Annotated in this window: 17 protein-coding genes; 6 read left to right on the top strand and 11 right to left on the bottom strand. The window is 39.7% G+C overall.

All coding sequences use genetic code 11. From position 1 onward, the window contains the following. Window positions 1-3: 3 nt before the first annotated feature. Genes C1A06_RS00810 through C1A06_RS00820 form a run of 3 tightly spaced genes read right to left on the bottom strand, consistent with a single transcriptional unit; the run spans window position 4 to window position 2,285 of the window. Window positions 4-858: a hypothetical protein gene (locus C1A06_RS00810; protein ID WP_145996309.1), complete on the bottom strand. Its 855-nt coding sequence runs from the start codon at window positions 856-858 to the stop codon at window positions 4-6. Window positions 859-878: 20 nt separating this feature from the next. Beyond that, window positions 879-1,715 carry a hypothetical protein gene (locus C1A06_RS00815; RefSeq protein WP_101688318.1) on the bottom strand — a complete coding sequence of 279 codons (837 nt, stop codon included), beginning with the start codon at window positions 1,713-1,715 and terminating at the stop codon, window positions 879-881. Window positions 1,716-1,727: 12 nt separating this feature from the next. Then, entirely contained in the window at window positions 1,728-2,285 is a 558-nt protein-coding gene (locus C1A06_RS00820; RefSeq protein WP_101688319.1) for a sugar O-acetyltransferase, read from the bottom strand. A 125-nt stretch (window positions 2,286-2,410) separates the two neighbouring features. Here C1A06_RS00820 and lipB point away from each other — a divergent pair, with 125 nt between their 5' ends. Both lipB and C1A06_RS00830 read left to right on the top strand, forming a co-directional pair. Beyond that, complete coding sequence (gene lipB, locus C1A06_RS00825) at window positions 2,411-3,067, top strand: lipoyl(octanoyl) transferase LipB (RefSeq protein ID WP_101688320.1); 657 nt, start codon at window positions 2,411-2,413, stop codon at window positions 3,065-3,067. Between the two features lie 143 nt (window positions 3,068-3,210). Beyond that, window positions 3,211-3,792 (top strand): hypothetical protein, encoded by a 582-nt coding sequence (locus C1A06_RS00830; protein ID WP_101688321.1) that lies wholly within the window; start codon window positions 3,211-3,213, stop codon window positions 3,790-3,792. 129 nt (window positions 3,793-3,921) lie between these two features. Here the strand turns inward: C1A06_RS00830 and C1A06_RS00835 are convergent, their stop codons facing one another. The 4 genes from C1A06_RS00835 to C1A06_RS00850 form a co-directional block, all read right to left on the bottom strand. Further along, entirely contained in the window at window positions 3,922-5,598 is a 1,677-nt protein-coding gene (locus C1A06_RS00835; RefSeq protein WP_101688322.1) for a putative transporter, read from the bottom strand. A gap of 243 nt (window positions 5,599-5,841) precedes the next feature. After that, on the bottom strand, window positions 5,842-7,074 hold the full coding sequence (locus C1A06_RS00840) for an NADase-type glycan-binding domain-containing protein (RefSeq protein ID WP_101688323.1): 1,233 nt from the start codon (window positions 7,072-7,074) through the stop codon (window positions 5,842-5,844). Between the two features lie 123 nt (window positions 7,075-7,197). Then, window positions 7,198-10,887: a phosphoribosylformylglycinamidine synthase gene (gene purL, locus C1A06_RS00845; protein ID WP_101688324.1), complete on the bottom strand. Its 3,690-nt coding sequence runs from the start codon at window positions 10,885-10,887 to the stop codon at window positions 7,198-7,200. A 141-nt stretch (window positions 10,888-11,028) separates the two neighbouring features. Beyond that, window positions 11,029-12,096: a tetratricopeptide repeat protein gene (locus tag C1A06_RS00850; protein ID WP_101688325.1), complete on the bottom strand. Its 1,068-nt coding sequence runs from the start codon at window positions 12,094-12,096 to the stop codon at window positions 11,029-11,031. 135 nt (window positions 12,097-12,231) lie between these two features. Here C1A06_RS00850 and C1A06_RS00855 point away from each other — a divergent pair, with 135 nt between their 5' ends. Beyond that, complete coding sequence (locus C1A06_RS00855) at window positions 12,232-13,548, top strand: UDP-glucose dehydrogenase family protein (RefSeq protein WP_101688326.1); 1,317 nt, start codon at window positions 12,232-12,234, stop codon at window positions 13,546-13,548. A gap of 70 nt (window positions 13,549-13,618) precedes the next feature. Here C1A06_RS00855 and C1A06_RS00860 read toward each other — a convergent pair whose 3' ends face one another. Further along, a complete protein-coding gene (locus tag C1A06_RS00860; RefSeq protein WP_159461367.1) occupies window positions 13,619-14,443 on the bottom strand; it encodes an MBL fold metallo-hydrolase in 825 nt (274 codons plus the stop codon). Window positions 14,444-14,684: 241 nt separating this feature from the next. On the opposite strand from C1A06_RS00860, the gene C1A06_RS00865 reads away from it, so the two are divergent. Beyond that, complete coding sequence (locus tag C1A06_RS00865) at window positions 14,685-15,857, top strand: hypothetical protein (RefSeq protein ID WP_101688328.1); 1,173 nt, start codon at window positions 14,685-14,687, stop codon at window positions 15,855-15,857. After that, window positions 15,854-16,237 carry a hypothetical protein gene (locus C1A06_RS00870; RefSeq protein WP_101688329.1) on the top strand — a complete coding sequence of 128 codons (384 nt, stop codon included), beginning with the start codon at window positions 15,854-15,856 and terminating at the stop codon, window positions 16,235-16,237. Before C1A06_RS00865 ends, C1A06_RS00870 begins: the two co-directional genes overlap by 4 nt. Here the strand turns inward: C1A06_RS00870 and C1A06_RS00875 are convergent. Genes C1A06_RS00875 through C1A06_RS00885 form a run of 3 tightly spaced genes read right to left on the bottom strand, consistent with a single transcriptional unit; the run spans window position 16,230 to window position 18,372 of the window. Next, complete coding sequence (locus C1A06_RS00875) at window positions 16,230-16,829, bottom strand: aminotransferase class IV (protein WP_101688330.1); 600 nt, start codon at window positions 16,827-16,829, stop codon at window positions 16,230-16,232. The two genes, C1A06_RS00870 and C1A06_RS00875, sit on opposite strands and share 8 nt — an antisense overlap. After that, on the bottom strand, window positions 16,826-17,794 hold the full coding sequence (locus C1A06_RS00880) for an aminodeoxychorismate synthase component I (RefSeq protein WP_101688331.1): 969 nt from the start codon (window positions 17,792-17,794) through the stop codon (window positions 16,826-16,828). Before C1A06_RS00880 ends, C1A06_RS00875 begins: the two co-directional genes overlap by 4 nt. Further along, the gene (locus C1A06_RS00885; RefSeq protein WP_101688573.1) at window positions 17,791-18,372 is read right to left on the bottom strand and encodes an anthranilate synthase component II; all 582 of its coding nucleotides are present in this window, start codon (window positions 18,370-18,372) and stop codon (window positions 17,791-17,793) included. Before C1A06_RS00885 ends, C1A06_RS00880 begins: the two co-directional genes overlap by 4 nt. 135 nt (window positions 18,373-18,507) lie before the next feature. Between C1A06_RS00885 and C1A06_RS00890 the strand changes: the two genes are divergently transcribed. After that, complete coding sequence (locus C1A06_RS00890; protein ID WP_101688332.1) at window positions 18,508-19,170, top strand: hypothetical protein; 663 nt, start codon at window positions 18,508-18,510, stop codon at window positions 19,168-19,170.

Genomic DNA, 19,170 nt, shown 5'->3' on the forward strand with positions numbered 1-19,170 from the left:
TGCTTATTTTACTTTGATATATTTTATTGTACAATGTACTTTTTCTCCTAAGTTTTCGTCGAACGTTTCCCATCCGGTTTTGTAGCCATTGTCGTTGTAGTACACTTTTTTGTTTATATCTGTATCGTTCAACCGGTATTCTTTGTCATCATCGCTATAAACGGTAATTGGTATTGTGAACATATCGTCAAGCCTCAGGTAGATAGATAACCATTTGGGCTGAAAATGTGCCAGAGTGGACTTCTTATCCGCTTCATAGTCGAAAATACTAGTCACTAATATAGGATCAGGATCCAAGTCTTCATCAATGTATCTGTCTCCTATTTTTGTTACGAAGAGAACCTCTTCTATTCTCTTGTATAATGTTTCATTTTTGTATTCGTAGGTCATGTTCGTCTGTGATCTGAAAAGACTATCGTTATTTGTGGATTCTGATCTGACAGGTAGATTATTACGACTGTCAAGATATAGGAGGGCTAGATAGTTTGTATCCGATTTTATTTCGACTTTGTTGTCTTCCGGATAATTGACTGTGTACCGTTTAGGCTTCTCTACAACTTCGTCATTGAAGTTCTGCTTGATCAGCTCTGTTGGCCTGTTGTCAGATCCGTACGATATAGTATATTTAATATACGTCGTTAACACCTTAGATTCCATGTTCTGTTCTATGGATAAAAGATAGCCGACCATGCGGTTGGACGAATCATAATCAATTTTAAAAATTACCGAATCTTTTGTTAAGTCGTTATAGATTTCCATTGACGATGGCAACCACTTTTCATCAGTCTGAGCTATGGCTGACTGTGTAGTTATCAGAAAAAGAATACTAGCTATGAGGACTATTATCTTATTAGGCATGTCATTTATTATTATAAGTTTTATTTTGCTTTGACGTATTCTATAGTGCAATGGGTCTCATCATTATTTTCTGAATCAATAGCGTCCCATCCGGTACTGAATCCATCTTCATTGTAATGATGTGTAATATCTACTTCGGAAAGTAAATTCTCTTCGCCATCAATATTCATAAGAAAATCGGGTAGTGAAAATACCTCTTCTATTCTTAAATATATGGATAACCAACGTGGATCATAATTTTGAAAAACAGACCTTTTATTTGGCTCGGTGTTGTGTGTATGCATAACTGATTCAACCTTCGATTCAGAAGGAACTTCTCCTCCCCCAATGCTGATAATAGGGTGTGCCTGTTCTAAAGTATTTTCTGTTCGTTTGTAAAGAATATTATTCTTGTACTCGAAAGTTGTGGTTACATATTTTGTTTTAATACTGTCGGTAATAGTTTCTTCTACCTTGGTAAGAAACTTGCCATCTTTGTCAAGATGTAGGATACTGATATTCTCCGAGTCATTTACAAATTCTATAATATTATTTTCTTTGTAATTAATAGCAAATTCTGCTTCTGAAATTATGCTGTCATTGTTAGACATATATCTGATTAGTTTTATCGGATATATGCCCGATTCGTATTTAAGAGTACATCCCATCACCATTTTGTCTGAGGCAATTCCCACGATAAAACTGGTGAGTCTGTTAGCTGTATCATATTCTATATTGACACATATTGTGTCATTGTCCTGAGTATTATACATCATCATCGATGATGGCAACCACTTCTCGTTAGTTTGAGCACTGACTGTCTGAATATTTATACCGAATACGATACAGATTACAAGTAGTAATAGTTTGTTGTACATAAGGTATTTATGTTATTGGTTTAATTTCTTTTTCACGACAGCCGGATTTCCTGCAACCATCGAGTCGTCGGGTACATCTTTAGTCACCACACTGCCTGCAGCAACGATGCAACGATTGCCGATAGTTACACCCGGACAGATAATTGCTCCGCCGCCAATCCAGCAATCTTCGCCAATAGTTACGGGATAGCCGTATTCTTTAGGTAGACGACGCTCTATGTAATCGATAGGGTGATGAGGCGTATAGATCTGTACATGTGGACCTATGAGAGTATGTTGGCCAATGGTGATGTATGCACCATCCAGAAATGTACAAAATGCATTGATGAATACATGTTCGCCCAACCGGATGCCGTGCCCGAAATCGCAATGAAACGGCGGACATATATTTGTCGATCGGGGAATATCCGGAATCAGTTCTTCAAGAATCGAACGTGCACCATCCGCATTTATATATGTCTGATTGTATTGGGTCACAAGTTTTTTCGCTCGGGCAAAATGCGCTTGAATTTCGGGGCTGCTAGTATCGCCAAGCTGTCCGCTGCGTAGTTTCTCTAGTTCCGACTGCATGTCTGATGATAATTTATAAAAATTGATTAAAGATAAGAATTATCTGCCAAAAGAGGCTTATTTGTTCGAAAACAAGGATAATATTTTCTAACTTCGTATAGATTAAAAACTATGATTTCACTCGTATGATTCACACCGATTTAGGAACAATGCCTTATGGCGAAGCATGGGCTTATCAGCAACAACTTTTCGACGAAGCAATCCGCCGAAAGAGCGAAGGTAAGGACGTTGAAAACAATTTTCTGATCGTCGAACATCCTCATACACTGACGATGGGCAAACATGCGCACGAGACGAATTTACTTTTCAATGAGCAGTATCTCAATGCGAAAGGTGTATCACTGTTTTATATCGATCGTGGTGGCGATGTGACTTATCATGGCCCCGGACAAGTAGTCGGTTACCCGATTTTCGATCTCGAATCGTATCATATCGGTTTACGTGTTTATATCAATCTGGTTGAGGAAGCAATTATCCGTCTGTTGGACAAGTACGGCATCGCAGCTTCGCGTCTCGATGGAGCAGCAGGTGTTTGGTTGGATGTAGACAATCCTGCTCGTACGCGCAAAATAGCTGCAATAGGAGTGCGTTGCAGTCGCTTTGTTACGATGCATGGCTTTGCTTTGAATGTGAATACAGACTTATCTTATTTCAATCTGATAAATCCCTGCGGATTTGTAGATAAGGGAGTTACATCTATGAAACAAGAATTGGGAAAAGATATAGATATCGAGCAGATTAAAAAAGAGCTTTTTGATACGTTTGAAACGCTTTTTGTTTAATCGTTTTTACAAATTGCTAGATTTTAATACGTAGTAAAGATAAATTTGGGAAAAATGTATTACTTTTGCTCAGTATATAAATAATAATACAAACTAAGCATAAACAACATAACAACCAAACCGAAAACTTTACATAGACTGATATGAAAAAAATATTTCCAATATTGTTATTAGCAGTACTGTTTTTGTCATGTTCTGATTCGAAGAATGATGACCTTATACCCGAACCTCCAGGTACTGGATCTGACGCACGATTAGTTGGTAAATGGAAAGTTACATTCGCAAAATATGGCTATCAAGCTGTATTTGTAGATAATGAAGAAGAATTAGCTACATTTTCGAAAACAGTAGATTATGTAACCAAGTTGGGGTGGAACTTTGGTGAATTTAATTTCTTCCAAGTCTTTAGAGGGTATCCCGATGAAGTGCCTATTACAGGTGTATTTATGAATGCTGAAGTAATGATTGATATCAAAGCAGATAATACTTTCGACGTATATTTAGGAACTTTCAACAATCCGGTAGAGGTTATCAAACATTCTTATACTATCGACGAAGATGGCCGATTCTTGTGGCGTAAATATGAAAATGAGGGCTTTACTTGGGGACGAAACATGTACACTTTCGACAAAGACGGAAAGCTGTATATGGAGCTTCGCGGCAATGTAGGTTCGGATTATCCACTCGAAAAATTCCGAGCTTCGTATTACGAAAAATTAGATTAAATTGCTTTAGTGTATATATACTCAAAAAAGGTCGGAAGTTCGCTTTCGGCCTCTTTTTTTTATTGGTGTGATTGGAATATAATGATACATCTTTTCTGTCAATACTGAAAAGATATGATATATAGACTCTTATATGAATAATAGAATTAACAATTGCGCAACTAATACCCTCAAGAACATTGTAAGCGGATAGACCGAGGCATAACCTACTGCCGGAGCATCATTGTCGGCTGATATTGAATTTGCATAAGCCAGAGCCGGAGGGTCGGTCATACATCCGGCCATCAGACCACTGAGGGTATAGTAATTTATCTTGAAGAATTTGCGTGCTATGATTGCTACAGTCAATAGCGGAATCAGAGTGATAATGATTCCGTATCCTATCCAGCTGAGTCCTCCTCCATGTAAAATTGTATCTACAAAATCAGCTCCAGCACCTAAACCAACACAAGCCAGGAAGAAACAAATTCCTATTTCGCGCAACATTAGATTGGCACTGACTGTAGTATAAGTTATAAGTTTGTAACGTACACCTAGAATACTCATCAGGATTGCAACGATAAGCGGTCCGCCTGCCAATCCTAGTTTGATAGGTTGGGGGATACCCGGAAACACAAATGGAATACTTCCGAAGAATACTCCTAGAAATATTCCGATAAATATTGGAACAAGATGAGGTTCGTTCAGCATCTTGAGCTGATTACCCAACGTTTTCGAAACACTGTGTATAGATGCAGTATCGCCAACGATCATCAATCGATCACCTATTTGAAGTTGCAGGTTAGGGTAGGCTACAAGATCTACACCGGCACGATTGACGCGCGTGATATTCACTCCGAAATTGCTCCTAAGATTCAATTCGCGAATCGTCTTACCATTGATGTTCGAGCGTGTAACAAGCACCCGCTTCGATATGAGTTGATTGTCCAACAAAGCCCAATCATCATTCGACATGTCTATTGTATGACCAATGAAAGCCGTAATTATAGCTTTGTCCTTAGGGGTTGTCACGACAAATATTTTATCGCCTTGATGCAGTATTGTTTTAGATGAAGCAATTTCTATACGCTCAGTTTTACTGTGTAATACACGCGATACAATAAACTTTTTTCCAACGAGTAAGGGGGCAAGTTCTTTGATAGTCTTACCGAATATTGCCGGATTATTAACTTCGAGCGAGACAAGTTCAACTGTTGTTTGCCCATTTTTATTATTGTTTAGCAAATCGGCTTCATCAGTCAGATTTATTCTGAAAAGGTAGCGTATAATTATGATTGCTCCTATTATGCCTACTACAGCCAGCGGATATGAGACAGCGTAGCCCATGGCAATGGTAGGATCTCCTACGCCTTGAATATCCTGAAATGCTTCTTGCGCAGCGCCTAATCCGGGTGTGTTAGTTACAGCACCCGACATGATACCTACCATAGTAGATATGGGTGTGTCGGTCAGGTAATGCAATACGACTGTCGTTGCGGCTCCAAGCAGTACAACCGAAGCTGCCAGCATATTGAGCTGTAAACCACCTTTTTTGAATGATGAAAAGAATCCAGGACCGACTTGTAGTCCAACTGAATATACAAAGAGAATAAGACCGAATTCGCGCATGAAGTGTAGTACTTCTGCATTTATTTTCATCCCGAAATGGCCTGCGAAAATTCCGACGAAGATTACGAACGTAATACCTAACGATATTCCTTTGATTTTTACTTTTCCCAAAATAATGCCTGCAGCAATGACAAATGCGAAAAGCATAATGCTGTGTGCCACACCTTCGCCCCAAATGAGGTTATCGATCCACTCCATATATTCTTTATCAGTTTTGACTTATTTCGACTAACAGAGATTGTGTGTTATTCTGATAGTGAAATTTGATAAATAAATCCAATATTCTTTTAGAAACATGAAGATAGCCAAATTATATGACAAAATGATATTTTTAAGTCCGATTTTTCGCTTAAATTAGTTGTTTGTTCTGACTTTATGGTATTTGATGATTCCGATTGATAATTTGAGGATTATATTCAATAATTCTGTCAGATCTTCATTCTATTCCTGACCAACCAAAATACCATTGGCAATGAATGGATAGTTACTTTCAAGCTCAAGCGTGTAGGATGGCTTCGAGTATTCTATTTTTTCAATCTTGGATACCTGAGCCATTCCATCAACCTGCATTATTTGTGAACCAACTTTCAGAACATCAATTTTCTGACCTTTGTATCTGCTATAATTTGCTGTCCTACGAGGATCAATTGAAAGCCATTCGCTACCGTTCCATAGAGGATGATCATCGGTGATAGTCAGCTGTATATCTGAGCTTTGAAAGCTAATACGATACATAGTCTTGTGAGTGGCTTTGTGAATTGCCTTTACTTTTCTTTCGGCGAAAATTTTCTTAGAAGAATTGTAAATTATTACAGGCTCGCCAACCTCGATATCTTCGATTTTCTTGGTTGTGAAATTTCGAGTACTGATCAATGTGCCTTCAGCCAGACAGTGTACTCCGATTCCATTAAAACTGATTTCGCTGATTGCTGTATCGTCATAGATATCGCCTTTGTAGATATCGGTAATAACGAATCTGATCGAAGATACTTCCATGGTATCGCCATCGATAACACGTTTTGTTGTCGCCTTGTAATGAGGAATTGTATCAGGTAATATGAAATTCTGTTCATCTCTTGTATCTTTCAGATTAACTGTAGCGATCAGTTTATTTTCGGCATAAACATCCATAGTTTTTACGCGCGAATTGTTTTTCCAAGTCTTTTCATCTTTATTGTAGCCGTTTATGATGAAACAGTCTGTTATTTGAGGAGCACCTTTAGGAAAAAGAAACTCAATATACTCGCCGATACCATAGCCATCTGCACCTTCTACCCATGCAGTTCGTACATCGTCGTCGAAGATGGATGATTTATCGTAGAAATTTTTGCCATCTGCCGCAAGAAAGGACGATACTTCGGTATAATAATTAGCTCCGCAGTACCAACTGCATCCAACGATTTCAGTCGACCATCCATAGATTCCCTCATCTTCGTAACCGGTCGATTTCATTAATACCTGAACGCGTTTTTCTACATCTGATGGAGGATTGCTTTTTTCGTTGTAATAGCCTTCATAGTATTCGTTGAGTAAGTCTTCCAACTCCTTGTTTTGTTGTAACTGAATATCTGTCAGGCTGTAATTGCCTACAATCTTCGTCTCCAGAACTGGCACGTTTTGTGTGTATGTAAAGAGAGGTATAAGTACAAGTATGAGTATGATAAGTTTTTTCATAATAAAATATTCTATTGTGTTAATGGTCGTATAAAGTTAAGTATTTATTTGCCACAAAAACAAGCGGCTCCCCGAAATAAATTATCGGGAAGCCGCAAGCGAATATAAAAATATTCTAACTAATTATTTCTTTACATTCTTGATCCATTCGCGGGCATTAACAAATGCTTCCATCCAAGGAGTAACATCGTCGCGGCGATTAGCAAACGGATAATATGCATTTTGCCAAGGGAAAATAGCACGCTCTGGGTGAGGCATGATTGCCAAGTGGCGACCATTGTCCGAAACTACGGCAGCTGTATTGTAATCCGATCCGTTAGGATTTGCCGGATAATCGCTGTAAACGTATTTCGCCACAATGTTGTATTTGTCCTCAGCCTCAGGTAACGAGAATCGTCCTTCGCCATGAGCAACCCAAACACCTAGTTTTGTTCCTGCCAATGAGCCGAACATTACCGAGTTGTTCTGAGGTATTTCCAAGCTGATGTATGTCGATTCGAATTTATATGACTTGTTATGTTGCATAGTTGGTTTCTGAGTGTGATCAGGGTAAACCAATCCCAATTCCATCATCAACTGGCAACCGTTGCAAACACCCAGACTCAGAGTATCTTCGCGTTGATAGAATTTGCGTAGCGATTCAGCTGCTTTCGGGTTGAATTTGAAGTTACCTGCCCATCCTTTAGCCGAACCAAGTACGTCCGAGTTAGAGAATCCACCGCAGAATACAATCAGATTGATATCTTCAAGCGTTTCGCGTCCCGAAGCCAAGTCGGTCATATGAACGTCTTTCACATCGAAACCAGCCAAGTATAGCGTATAAGCCATTTCGCGGTCTCCGTTTGTACCTTTCTCGCGGATGATAGCAGCGCGTATTCCCGAAGCCGATTTGCGGTTAGGATCGATATCGAACTGAGCAAAGCGTCCTGAGAACTCAGGTTTGAACGAGAATTGAAGCGGTTGTTTTTTGTAGTTTTCGAAACGGGCTTTAGCCAATTCTTCGCCGCTTTGTTTGCGGTCGAGCAAGTAAGACGATTCGAACCAAACATCGCGCAATGCATCGATGTCGAATTCTTTCAAGAACTCGTCTTTCTGGATAACCAGTTTACGATCTTCGATCGGACGAGCAACGATAGCGTAGCCGATTTCATAATCGTCAAGTATTTTTTCTACCAAATGATGGTGTTTCACTTGGATAAGGATTCCCGGATTTTCAGAGAACAAGATCTTGATTAAGTCGCTGTGTTGCAGCTTGTCAAGACGTGCTTCAAGACCCCCTTGCGGATTAGCGAAACACATTTCCAACATAGCTGTGATCATACCTCCTGCCGAGATATCGTGTCCTGCAAGGATCAGACCTCTGTCGATCAATTCCTGAACGGCAGCAAATGCATTTTTGAAGTATTCGCTGTCAGTCACGGTCGGAACTTCGTCGCCCACTTTGTTCAGTGTTTGAGCGAATGCCGAACCTCCAAGTTTGAACGAGTCGAACGAGAAGTCGATATAATACAGATATGTTCCTTTGATGTAAGCCAATGTTGGCGATACGATCTTACGGATATTTTTAACCTCTCCGGCAGCCGAAATGATAACTGTTCCCGGCGAGTAAACTTTGTCTTGTCCGTATTTCTGAGTCATCGACAACGAGTCCTTACCCGTTGGGATGTTGATGCCCAATTCGCAAGCAAAGTCCGAACAAGCCTCAACAGCACTGTAAAGACGAGCATCTTCGCCCGGATTTTTACAAGGCCACATCCAGTTGGCACTCAACGAAATGCTCTTCAATCCGTCTTCGAACGGAGCAAATACGATGTTTGTCAACGATTCGGCGATAGCCAATACCGATCCTGCAGCAGGATCGACCATTGCTGCCTGCGGAGCATGTCCTATTGATGTTGCGATACCTGCACGTCCGCGATAGTCAAGTGCTACTGCACCCAAGTCGCTCAACGGGAGTTGAATTTCACCTTGTGTTTGCTGGCGTGCAACTTTACCCGTTACCGAGCGGTCAACTTTGTTTGTCAACCAATCTTTACAAGCAACAGCTTCAAGCTGAAGTACGTTTTTCAGATATTCGTCTAGTTTATTGATGTCGTATTCTGGTTTTTCGAACGATTCTTCTACCGACGAGTCAGTCATAATGGTACGAGGAGCTTTTCCGAAGAAATCTTCCAATTTCAAGTCGATAGGGCATTTGCCATCGTCCTGACGGAAAACCAATTTCATGTCGTCCGTAGTTTCACCTACTACATACATTGGCGAGCGTTCGCGATCAGCAATACGTTGGATACGATCTGTGGCTTCCTCTGGGATAAGTAGTCCCATACGTTCCTGACTTTCGTTGCCGATGATTTCTTTCGACGAAAGGGTAGGGTCACCAACAGGAAGTTTATTTACATCGATCACACCACCGGTAGCTTCGATCAATTCTGACAAGCAGTTCAAGTGACCGCCCGCACCATGGTCGTGGATAGATACGATAGGATTGTTGTCCGATTCGGCTAGTGCGCGAATTACGTTCGAAGCGCGTTTTTGCATTTCGGGGTTAGCACGTTGAACGGCGTTCAACTCAATTCCGCTCGAGAATTGTCCCGTGTCAACCGATGATACAGCACCACCACCCATACCGATGCGGTAGTTGTCTCCTCCCAGAAGGACTACTTTTTCGCCCGGAGTAGGGTTGCCTTTCAATGCGTCGCGGCGATTGGCAAAACCAACACCACCAGCTAGCATGATTACTTTATCGAATGCAAATTGTTTGCGGTTTTCTTCGTGTTCGAATGTCAGTAACGATCCGCAGATAAGCGGTTGACCGAATTTGTTTCCGAAGTCTGATGCTCCGTTCGAAGCTTTGATCAGAATTTCTTCGGGAGTTTGGTACAACCAAGGGCGTTCTGCCATTCCTTTTTCCCATACGCGTCCTTCTTTCGTACGTGGGTACGATGTCATATAGACCGCAGTTCCTGCAATCGGAAGCGAAGCTTTACCTCCACCCAGACGGTCGCGGATTTCGCCACCAGTACCGGTTGCTGCACCATTGAAAGGTTCTACGGTAGTAGGGAAGTTATGTGTTTCAGCTTTCAGCGAGATAACCGATTTAATTGGTCTCACACCGAAGAAGCTAGGCTTGTCGCCATCTGTCGGAGCGAATTGCTCTATTTCGGGTCCTTGGCTGAAAGCCACATTATCTTTGTAAGCCGATACCAATTTGTTTGGATTGACTTGCGATGTTTTCTTGATTAGTTTGAATAGCGAGCTTTCTTTTTCTACGCCATCGATAACGAACGTGCCGTTGAAGATTTTGTGACGGCAGTGTTCCGAGTTCACTTGCGAGAATCCGAATACTTCGCTGTCGGTCAGTTTGCGTCCAAGACGTTCGCTCACACTATTCAGGTACTCTATTTCGTCTTCGCTCAGTGCCAAACCTTCTTGCATGTTGTAGGCTGCAATATCTTCTATTTCGAAGATTGGTTCGGGTTGTAGATCAATTGTAAAGATGTCTTGGTTCAAACCCTCGTACACGCGCTGAAGCATTGGGTCGTGCTCGGTGTCTTTGCTTTGTGCAGCGAAAAACTCTTCGATGCGAATTACATTTTCGATGCCCATATTGAGGCAGATTTCGACTGCATTGGTACTCCAAGGAGTGATCATTTCGCGACGCGGACCAATAAAAAAGCCTGAAACTTCGGTTGCTTCAAGCAGGACGGCATCGTTGAATGCCCAAGTTAGTCGGTTGATGTCTTCGCTGGTAAGCGGCTTTCCGGTTTGGACTGCAATAACGTTTTTTGAAGGCGTTTGGAAAAATGAAATCATTTCTTTTTCTAAAAATTAGGTTATTTGATGGGATTACAGACATCCTTTCAGGAGGTTGCCAATAATCGCTTTAAATACAAGATGCAAAGATAGTGAAAAGTCGCGAGCTATACTATTTTTTGAAGTATGAAAAACTAGACATTAGTCATGGTATTTGTCAAATAAATAACTAGGATTGAAATGTCGCGTTTTTATTGGTGTTTTGTCAAGTATAACTTTCAAATTTATTGCTTCTAGATATAAATTTTTACCTGCTTTTTTATCGTGTTTATTATTTTCAAGTAGTTTTGCGTAATGTATTGCCATTTCCGGATTATCAAGATGGTAGTATAGCTTGCTTAAGTTGAAATAAGCAATGTATCTGATTTTTATATCTGATTTTTGTTTAAGATCAGGGTATTTTCTGGGAATACTGTCGAAATATTCAATGATATGATGTGCATCTTCTGCTTTGATGCCTTTTTGGGAGGTCATAGATTGTAACATCTGCTTTAATTCGGCAACATATTGCTGCATAGTTCGATTTTCTGGGTGTTTTTTCTCATTCATCGTTTTTAATAGATCCTGTGTGCGTCTGCTAGGGAAGCTATACCATTTATGCTGTTGATAATTCAATGTCTCTACAGCTTTATTCGCTATATCTGTTGCTAATTTCCCTAGTATTATATTCTCGTTTTCATTCCAAAATTTACTTAAATTTTCTGGTGTAGGAAAAGGCTCTGATGTGTAAGTCCTAACATCGGAATCTTTTGTTATTTTTTTTGTGATCCAATTATAGTTTGGAGTTCGAATTGTAAAATTAGAAGGTAAGCAGTATTGTAAATTTAAGAAATAGGTGTAAGAGACGATTGTATCTCCATTTTGGTCAGTAGTAAAACCTTTTTTTTCGTTTATTTCGGATTTGTGTATCTTAAAATCTTCAAAATTAAGGGTGATCTTCATTTCGGTGGAAGAGTTTTCGTATTCTTCAGCATGTCTCTGACCTGAAATTTTAATTTTATCCCAAATTGGAGCTAGATCCATAATTTTTTCAGTACTAGGAGTAGCTTCTACTTTTTTCGTATAGTAAAAAAATAAAGGAGAGGTATATTCCGGTAAATCTTGATAGTTTATAAAAATACGAACATTATCTATGTTGATATTTTTGGTTTGCGCTGAAATTGTGCTAAGAGAGAATAAAAGAAAAATTATAAATATACACTTCTTCATGGTTATTTAGGCATAGTGTGTGAATGTAGAGTTTTAATATTGCCTAACAAAGGTATAGCTTTTTGTGTATTGATTGATGAGTTATCCGAGTGAAAGCAAAAAGCATTATCTTTGCATATCAAGAAAAAGGTATTTATGAAGATAGCGATAGTTGGTACGGGATATGTAGGATTGGTCACAGGAACTTGTTTCGCCGAGATGGGAACCGAGGTTTTCTGTGTGGATATTGATCAGACGAAAGTAGACAATCTGAAAAAAGGGATTCTGCCGATCTACGAAGATGGGTTGGAGGATATGGTTGCGCGCAATGTCAAGGCGGGACGTCTTAGTTTTACGACCGATCTGAAGTCTATCCTCAACGAAGTTGATATTGTCTTTTCGGCTGTAGGTACGCCTCCGGCTGAGGATGGTAGTGCCGATCTGCGCTATGTGATGAATGTGGCTCACGAGGTGGGGCAGAATCTGAATAAATACATCGTATTTGTTACCAAAAGTACTGTTCCCGTAGGAACTGCTTGGAAGGTGAAAGACGCGATTCGTGGAGAACTGGATAAAAGAGGCTTGAAAGATTTGCATTTCGATGTGGCTTCGAATCCCGAATTCCTGAAAGAAGGTGTTGCTGTAAACGACTTTATGCATCCCGATCGTGTGGTGATAGGCGTTGAATCGGAAGAGGCAAAAGCGATGATGGAACGTCTTTACAAAGCTTTTATGCTGAACAATTATCGTATTATTTTCACGGATATCCCATCTGCCGAAATGATCAAATATGCAGCTAATGCAATGCTTGCGACGCGTATCAGTTTTATGAACGATATTGCAAATCTTTGCGAAATAGTTGGTGCCGATGTGAATATGGTTCGAAAGGGTATTGGTACGGACCAGCGTATTGGAACGAAATTCCTTTATGCCGGAACGGGCTATGGCGGAAGCTGTTTTCCGAAGGATGTAAAAGCTTTGATCAATACAGCAAAACAACAGGGCTATAATATGGATTTATTGCAGTCGGTTGAGAACGTAAACAACCGTCAGAAGCGAGTGCTTTTCGATAAATTGCTGAAATATTACGGCGGCGATATAAAAGGAAAAACGATTGCTATCTGGGGATTGGCTTTCAAGCCGAAGACTGACGATGTGCGCGAAGCTCCGGCTCTGTTGATAGCTGATCTTCTGGTCGAAGCAGGTGCTAGGGTGAAGGCTTACGATCCGGTGGCGATGGACGAAACCAAGCGTGTATTGGGTGATAAGATTGCTTATGCAAAAGATATTTACGATGCAGCCGACGAAGCGGATGCTATAATGATGATGACCGAATGGAACGAGTTCCGCTTGCCATCGTGGGCTGCTATCAAGAAGATAATGAAGAAACCGGTTGTTTTTGATGGTCGGAATATTTATAATAAAAAGGAAATGAACGATTTCGGATTCGATTATTTCGGTATCGGAATTTGATTGAAAATAGATAAAAAGAGCAAGACCGCCTCATCAGTTGAAGCGGTCTTTTTTTATTGCTTGCAGGCTCTTAATTTGTGAGGAATGTAAATGTATATCCTCCAGCTTCGTTGATGGTTACGTTTCCCATGCCCGAGAATGGTATATGCATACCTGCAACTTTTATGTTTTTATCAGAAATGTATTTCAATGTCTCGATACGCGATTTGACTGCCTGATCGGGATTTACATCGTAGGTTACTGCTACCTCGGGATATCGGATTTGCACGGCTAAAGCATGTGTTAAATCGCCCCATATAAGTAGCTGCTGATTGTCCGAATCGAGAAGAAACATAGTGTGCCCCGGAGTATGTCCATAAGCTTCGATAGCCTTGATGTTAGGTAATAATTCTTTTTCTGGTTTATTCAGAGTTTCGGGATTGAAAAGTACAAGCTGATTGGCATAAGCTGAAAGAACATCTAAAGCTAATTGGTTGTTGGCTTTATCACTTTTCCAATATTCAGCTTCTTTTTCGGCAACATAAACTTTTGCATTTGGAAATGCTTTTTCCCCGTCTTTGAACATGCCCCCGATATGATCTCCGTGCATATGCGTGAGAAGTACGATGTCGATTTGTTCGGGTTCGATTCCTTGTTGTTTCAGATTGTCGAAAAGTTTCGAGCCGAATCCGGCATCGACTAAGATATTTTTACCTGCAGTTTGAATCAGAAAAGCGTTTACTGCATTCGGTATTTTTCTGTCAGGAACGCTATTGTCCAATATTTCGGTTGTGGCACCGATCAGAATCTTTGTATCTGCCATCCCCTGATTCTCGTTGAACTGTATGACTTTCATCTGTCCAAGGTTTTGTGTATAACTCTTTGGCTTGTCTTGAGCTGTTGCAAAATTTTGCATTGCTATAAAAATTAGAAAAATATAGATGTATTTCATGTCTTAATCTTTTTTTGTTGTCTAATGGATTGATGTAGTTGTAAATATATGGATAATTGTTGACTCTGAAGTGTGCCAAAATGATATTTGTGATAAATTAATCTAACAAAAATATGTCCATGTAGAGTTGTTGATTGTACGAAATAAGTTATCTTTATATAATAGACATTGGTTGCTGATAGGTTAATTAATAATAATTGGAACGATGGATAGCACAAACGACACAGTTTTCCCTAATGATATAAGTTTACCCAATAAAGTATTTGACGAGAAGATACATTATTTCCTGGCATTCGAACCTTCGTTCGTGAGTGATGAGGCTTTTTATCCTTGCTTGTCAAAGTTTAGTCGTGAAGTTGATGGTAATGCATTGATTTCGATAGAAGTGTTGGATGATAACGACTTGAAATGCTCGAGCAAAATTTGTAAAATAGACAACAATATTCAATTCAGAGAAAGCTGGGACAATATATTTAATACCAATTGTAAATGTATTTACAGTCAGATGATTGGCGTATATTCTCAATCTTTGAAATGGGGTGTGTATGTTGATAATGTAGATTTCGAAATCGGCTTGGTGGGGTTTGAACGTGAAGAGCACTTGAATCTTTTCTTGGATATCTTTAAACCGGAATTGGATGTCTTCGAATCAGTGAAAGATTATGTTGAAGAAACGGATTCGATATTGGATTTCTCGCCCAAGACCAGAAAGTTGTATGATGCCATAATTCGAAATCATTCGAATATAATAGAAAATGAACGGCAGTTTCTACCCAAAGATTTAGCGGAGATATTCGATAGTATGGAATATGAAGAGGAGGGATATTTAAAGGTCAGATCGATCAATTTTGATAATGATGATATATTATTTGAATTTTCGATATTTTGGAATGATTTAGATGGCCGGAAACAAGATAGACGCTGGGCTGCGAAGATAAAAAACTATAAAGATTTTAATATAGATTCAAGTAATATCGGTTATTATTTTAAGTTTTATACTGATCATATTGCTCTTCAGCAATATAAAGAACCTACGTATGAGCTGTATTTTAAAGCCAAAGGAGATAATCCCGAGTTATTATATACAGAGATAAAAGAATTACATACTTATACCTTTGGCGGGTTGATCTCTGAAAAATATATCAATACTGATTTGTTGATGCTTTGTAAAGCGGAAAGTGGCTTATTTGCCAGAGGTCCTAAAAGTATTTTAGACTATTACTATAATTGTCTCTTGAATGCTGGTAAAGAGCCATATTTTTATGATATGAAGATAAAGAAAAGTTCGAGTAAGCTGATTGATCCCTATAAACTAATGACCTTAGGTAGTATATATATTATTGGTGCAGATTTTATATTTGAAGAAGTGAAATTATGAGTACGGAAAGATTTATCCGTTTGGATGATATTTACTTACGTGATTCTTCGCTAGAGTCAATATTTATTTATAAAGAAGATTATATTCTTTATATCGATATTGTTTTTAAAGTAGTGTCAAAGACAACTACATTTTTGAAATTAAGATGTATAGATGTCGTTAAATATAATATATTATGGGATTCGGACTATTCTTTCTACGATGTTTCTCATTATAAATTACTAAAAGATAACGAACTGTTTTATCTTTCATTAGATCCATACGAAGAGAGTGATGAAATCTCAGAATTGGATAACGATTTTTTATTGTGTAGACAAATGAAAGTTTGGAGTTCTGTATCGGTTGATTTTACTGATCGTAAAGATAGTTCGGTTATTTAACCAAATCGTCTATTTCGATACTCATATTGTCTTCCAGGTCGATCATTGCATTGATAAAATGGATGCGAGTATAGTACCTTAAGTCTTCTATTGAAATCTGTCTTTCTTCGATGCGTCCTACATCTATTAGCGATTGCCGTTTCGTGCCTGATAACAAATAACTCTTGGGGGTATAGAGAGTGCCATCTTCCGCTTCGAAAACCAGATTAGTAGCAAAACCATCGGTAATCAATCCGTTTTTTACGATAATGATTTCATCGCTCTTGGCTTCATTTCGGAGTTCATTCAAACGACTGCGATCGGTCGATTTGAAGTCGTAAGAAATATCGTCGTCAATGACGATCGCAACCTTGTTAATAGTCGGCAGCGAGTAGGGGATATATTCAACGCTTTCGATACGATCGCTATAGACTATACGACATTTAAACAAACCTTTTCGTGCCGAATCGGGTATCGATTGCAGATGCTTTTTCAGATCAATTCTGTTTCTGCCTAGAGTATCCTGAGTACGATCGATTCGCTCTTGATGATAAGCTAGATTGTAGAACGTAGCATCTAGGAGTTTGATCGCTTCGCTGAAAGTCGGTTTCATAGTATCGGTAAATATATTTTAGCTAAAACCTCTTCGTATTCGTCTCGTGCCTGACTATTGACTGTAATTCCTCCTCCGCTATGGAAGAAAAATTTATCGCCTTCTTGCTGAATGAATCGGATCATGACAGCCGAATCGAATTGCTCACCGTCGAAGTAGCCGAATACGCCCGTATAATAACCTCTCGATTCGGGTTCGGCTCGGTGAATGATTTCGACTGTCGATCGCTTCGGTGCGCCACATATAGATCCTGCGGGCAGCATACCGAAAATTATATCTCCCAATCGTGATTGATAATCGTCGGATAACTTGCCTGTAATTTCGGAACTGACTTGGAGGATGTCGCCTTTCTGTGTCGATATGCGGTCGATGTAGCGGAATCGCTCGACCTGAATGTCTGTGGCAACTATTCCTAAATCATTTCTAAGCAGATCAACTATTGTGCAATGTTCGGCAGTTTCTTTCGGATCAGCAAGGATATGCTCTTCGGCATTCGGTACGCTGGCGCTGATAGTTCCTTTCATCGGGTTGGTCGAGATCACTCTGTTTGCTATCTTGACGAACCTTTCGGGCGAGAAACATACAAACTGCTCGGGAATGTATAATCCGTATGGAGATTGGCTTCGGTGAAATATATCAGCAAGCGGAATATTTATCTCGATAGGGGTACGCACAGTTAGATTCGCTAGATAAGAATCGCCACGCATCAGCCCTTGCATTACTGCATTAAGCCGTTGTTCGTATTCTTCGTATGTAAGTGGCGAAGCCGATATGTTGGCTTGCGTGGAATTGATGTCCGTATCAGTCTGATTGGTACCAAGTGGAGTTCTGAATAGAACTTCGGATTGCAGCATCGGATTTTCGATGAAAATTCCTTTTTCAAGATCGAAATCTACAGCAAACAGAAATGGTGTTTTCGATGCTCCGCACGTATTCATGCGTAGTTTTATATCAGATACTTTCATACTTGTCGATAGTTTAAAAAGTTGCTGATGATTGTTTTGCCGTCAGGTGTAATGAACGATTCGGGATGAAATTGTACGCCGAATACGGGATATTGCCGATGTGCTAAAGCCATGATATTTCCGTCGATGTCGCTTGCAGTAATTTTCAGACAATCGGGTAAGCCTTGCTTCGATACATTCCACGAATGATAGCGACCGACTGAGATTTGAGCATCTATATTGCGAAATAAATCCGAATGATCGTGTATCGATATTGTACTGCTAACGCCATGTGCCGGCTTGTCGAAATTGAAGATCGAAGCTCCGTAGCTTTCGGCAATTGCCTGATGGCCGAGGCAAATTCCTAAGACGGGCGTTTGTTGACCTAGTGTCAGGACAATTTCTTTCAGTACTGGTACTTCGGATGGCAGACCCGGACCGGGAGATATGATGATACGATCGAAATGCCGTGCAGTATCAACACTGAGCTTATCGTTGAGAATGATCTCAATAGAGTCCTCTTCTGTAGAAGCTGCTTTGATGAGATGGTATAAATTGTACGTGAACGAGTCGTAATTGTCTATCAGTAATATTTTCATCTGAAAAGTAAAATATGGGCAAATATATACAAAGTCTGCCAGAGCATCGAATGTCGAGCCGATACGTTTATTATTCGGATTAGATTCTTTACCTTTAGCCCTAAACACAAATGTTTTATCAAAAGAAATCTATATATGAAAAAATATCAATTGATCTTTATGTTCGCTTTCGCTTTCATGCTGATGGCAATAGGTCTGAATGCTCAAAACGCAGCTATGCAGGCTCAGCGGGTTACACAACAGCATCAGCAGCATGCTATGATGGCTCATCGTGCACATATGCAGATGCAACGGCAGTTCGAACATATGAATCTGATGCGGATGAATATGCACGTAAAGAAAATAGATGGAAAGTATAAATTTAATGTAGTGACGGCCGACGGAGATACGGTTGTAGCACGAAAGAGGTTGCGAGTTCATTTCTCCAAACCAATGTCGGAGATTAAAATTAAAACGGACGATGGAGAACGAATCTTCAAGCCTGCGGATACGAAAGAAATCTTTATTAAGCATAAATCCGATTACATAAAAGGTATCCCGAATGACAGTATCTGGATCTTCAATACATTTTCATCTTCTGATGTCAAATTCTATGGCATGTTTCCGGCAATAGAAATGGGTTATCTTGGATGGTTTCAGACTGAAGGCGATTCAATCCGGACCATTACAAAAGATAATATGCAGGAACTGATGCAGGGGTACGATAAATCACTGAAAGCTTTAAAGAAGAATAAGACTGGACATGCCATTTATTACTACCTGAAAGAAGAAAAGAAGCGATCCAAATCAAAAGATTAG

Source organism: Dysgonomonas massiliensis, assembly GCF_900240225.1.
Taxonomy (GTDB): domain Bacteria; phylum Bacteroidota; class Bacteroidia; order Bacteroidales; family Dysgonomonadaceae; genus Dysgonomonas; species Dysgonomonas massiliensis.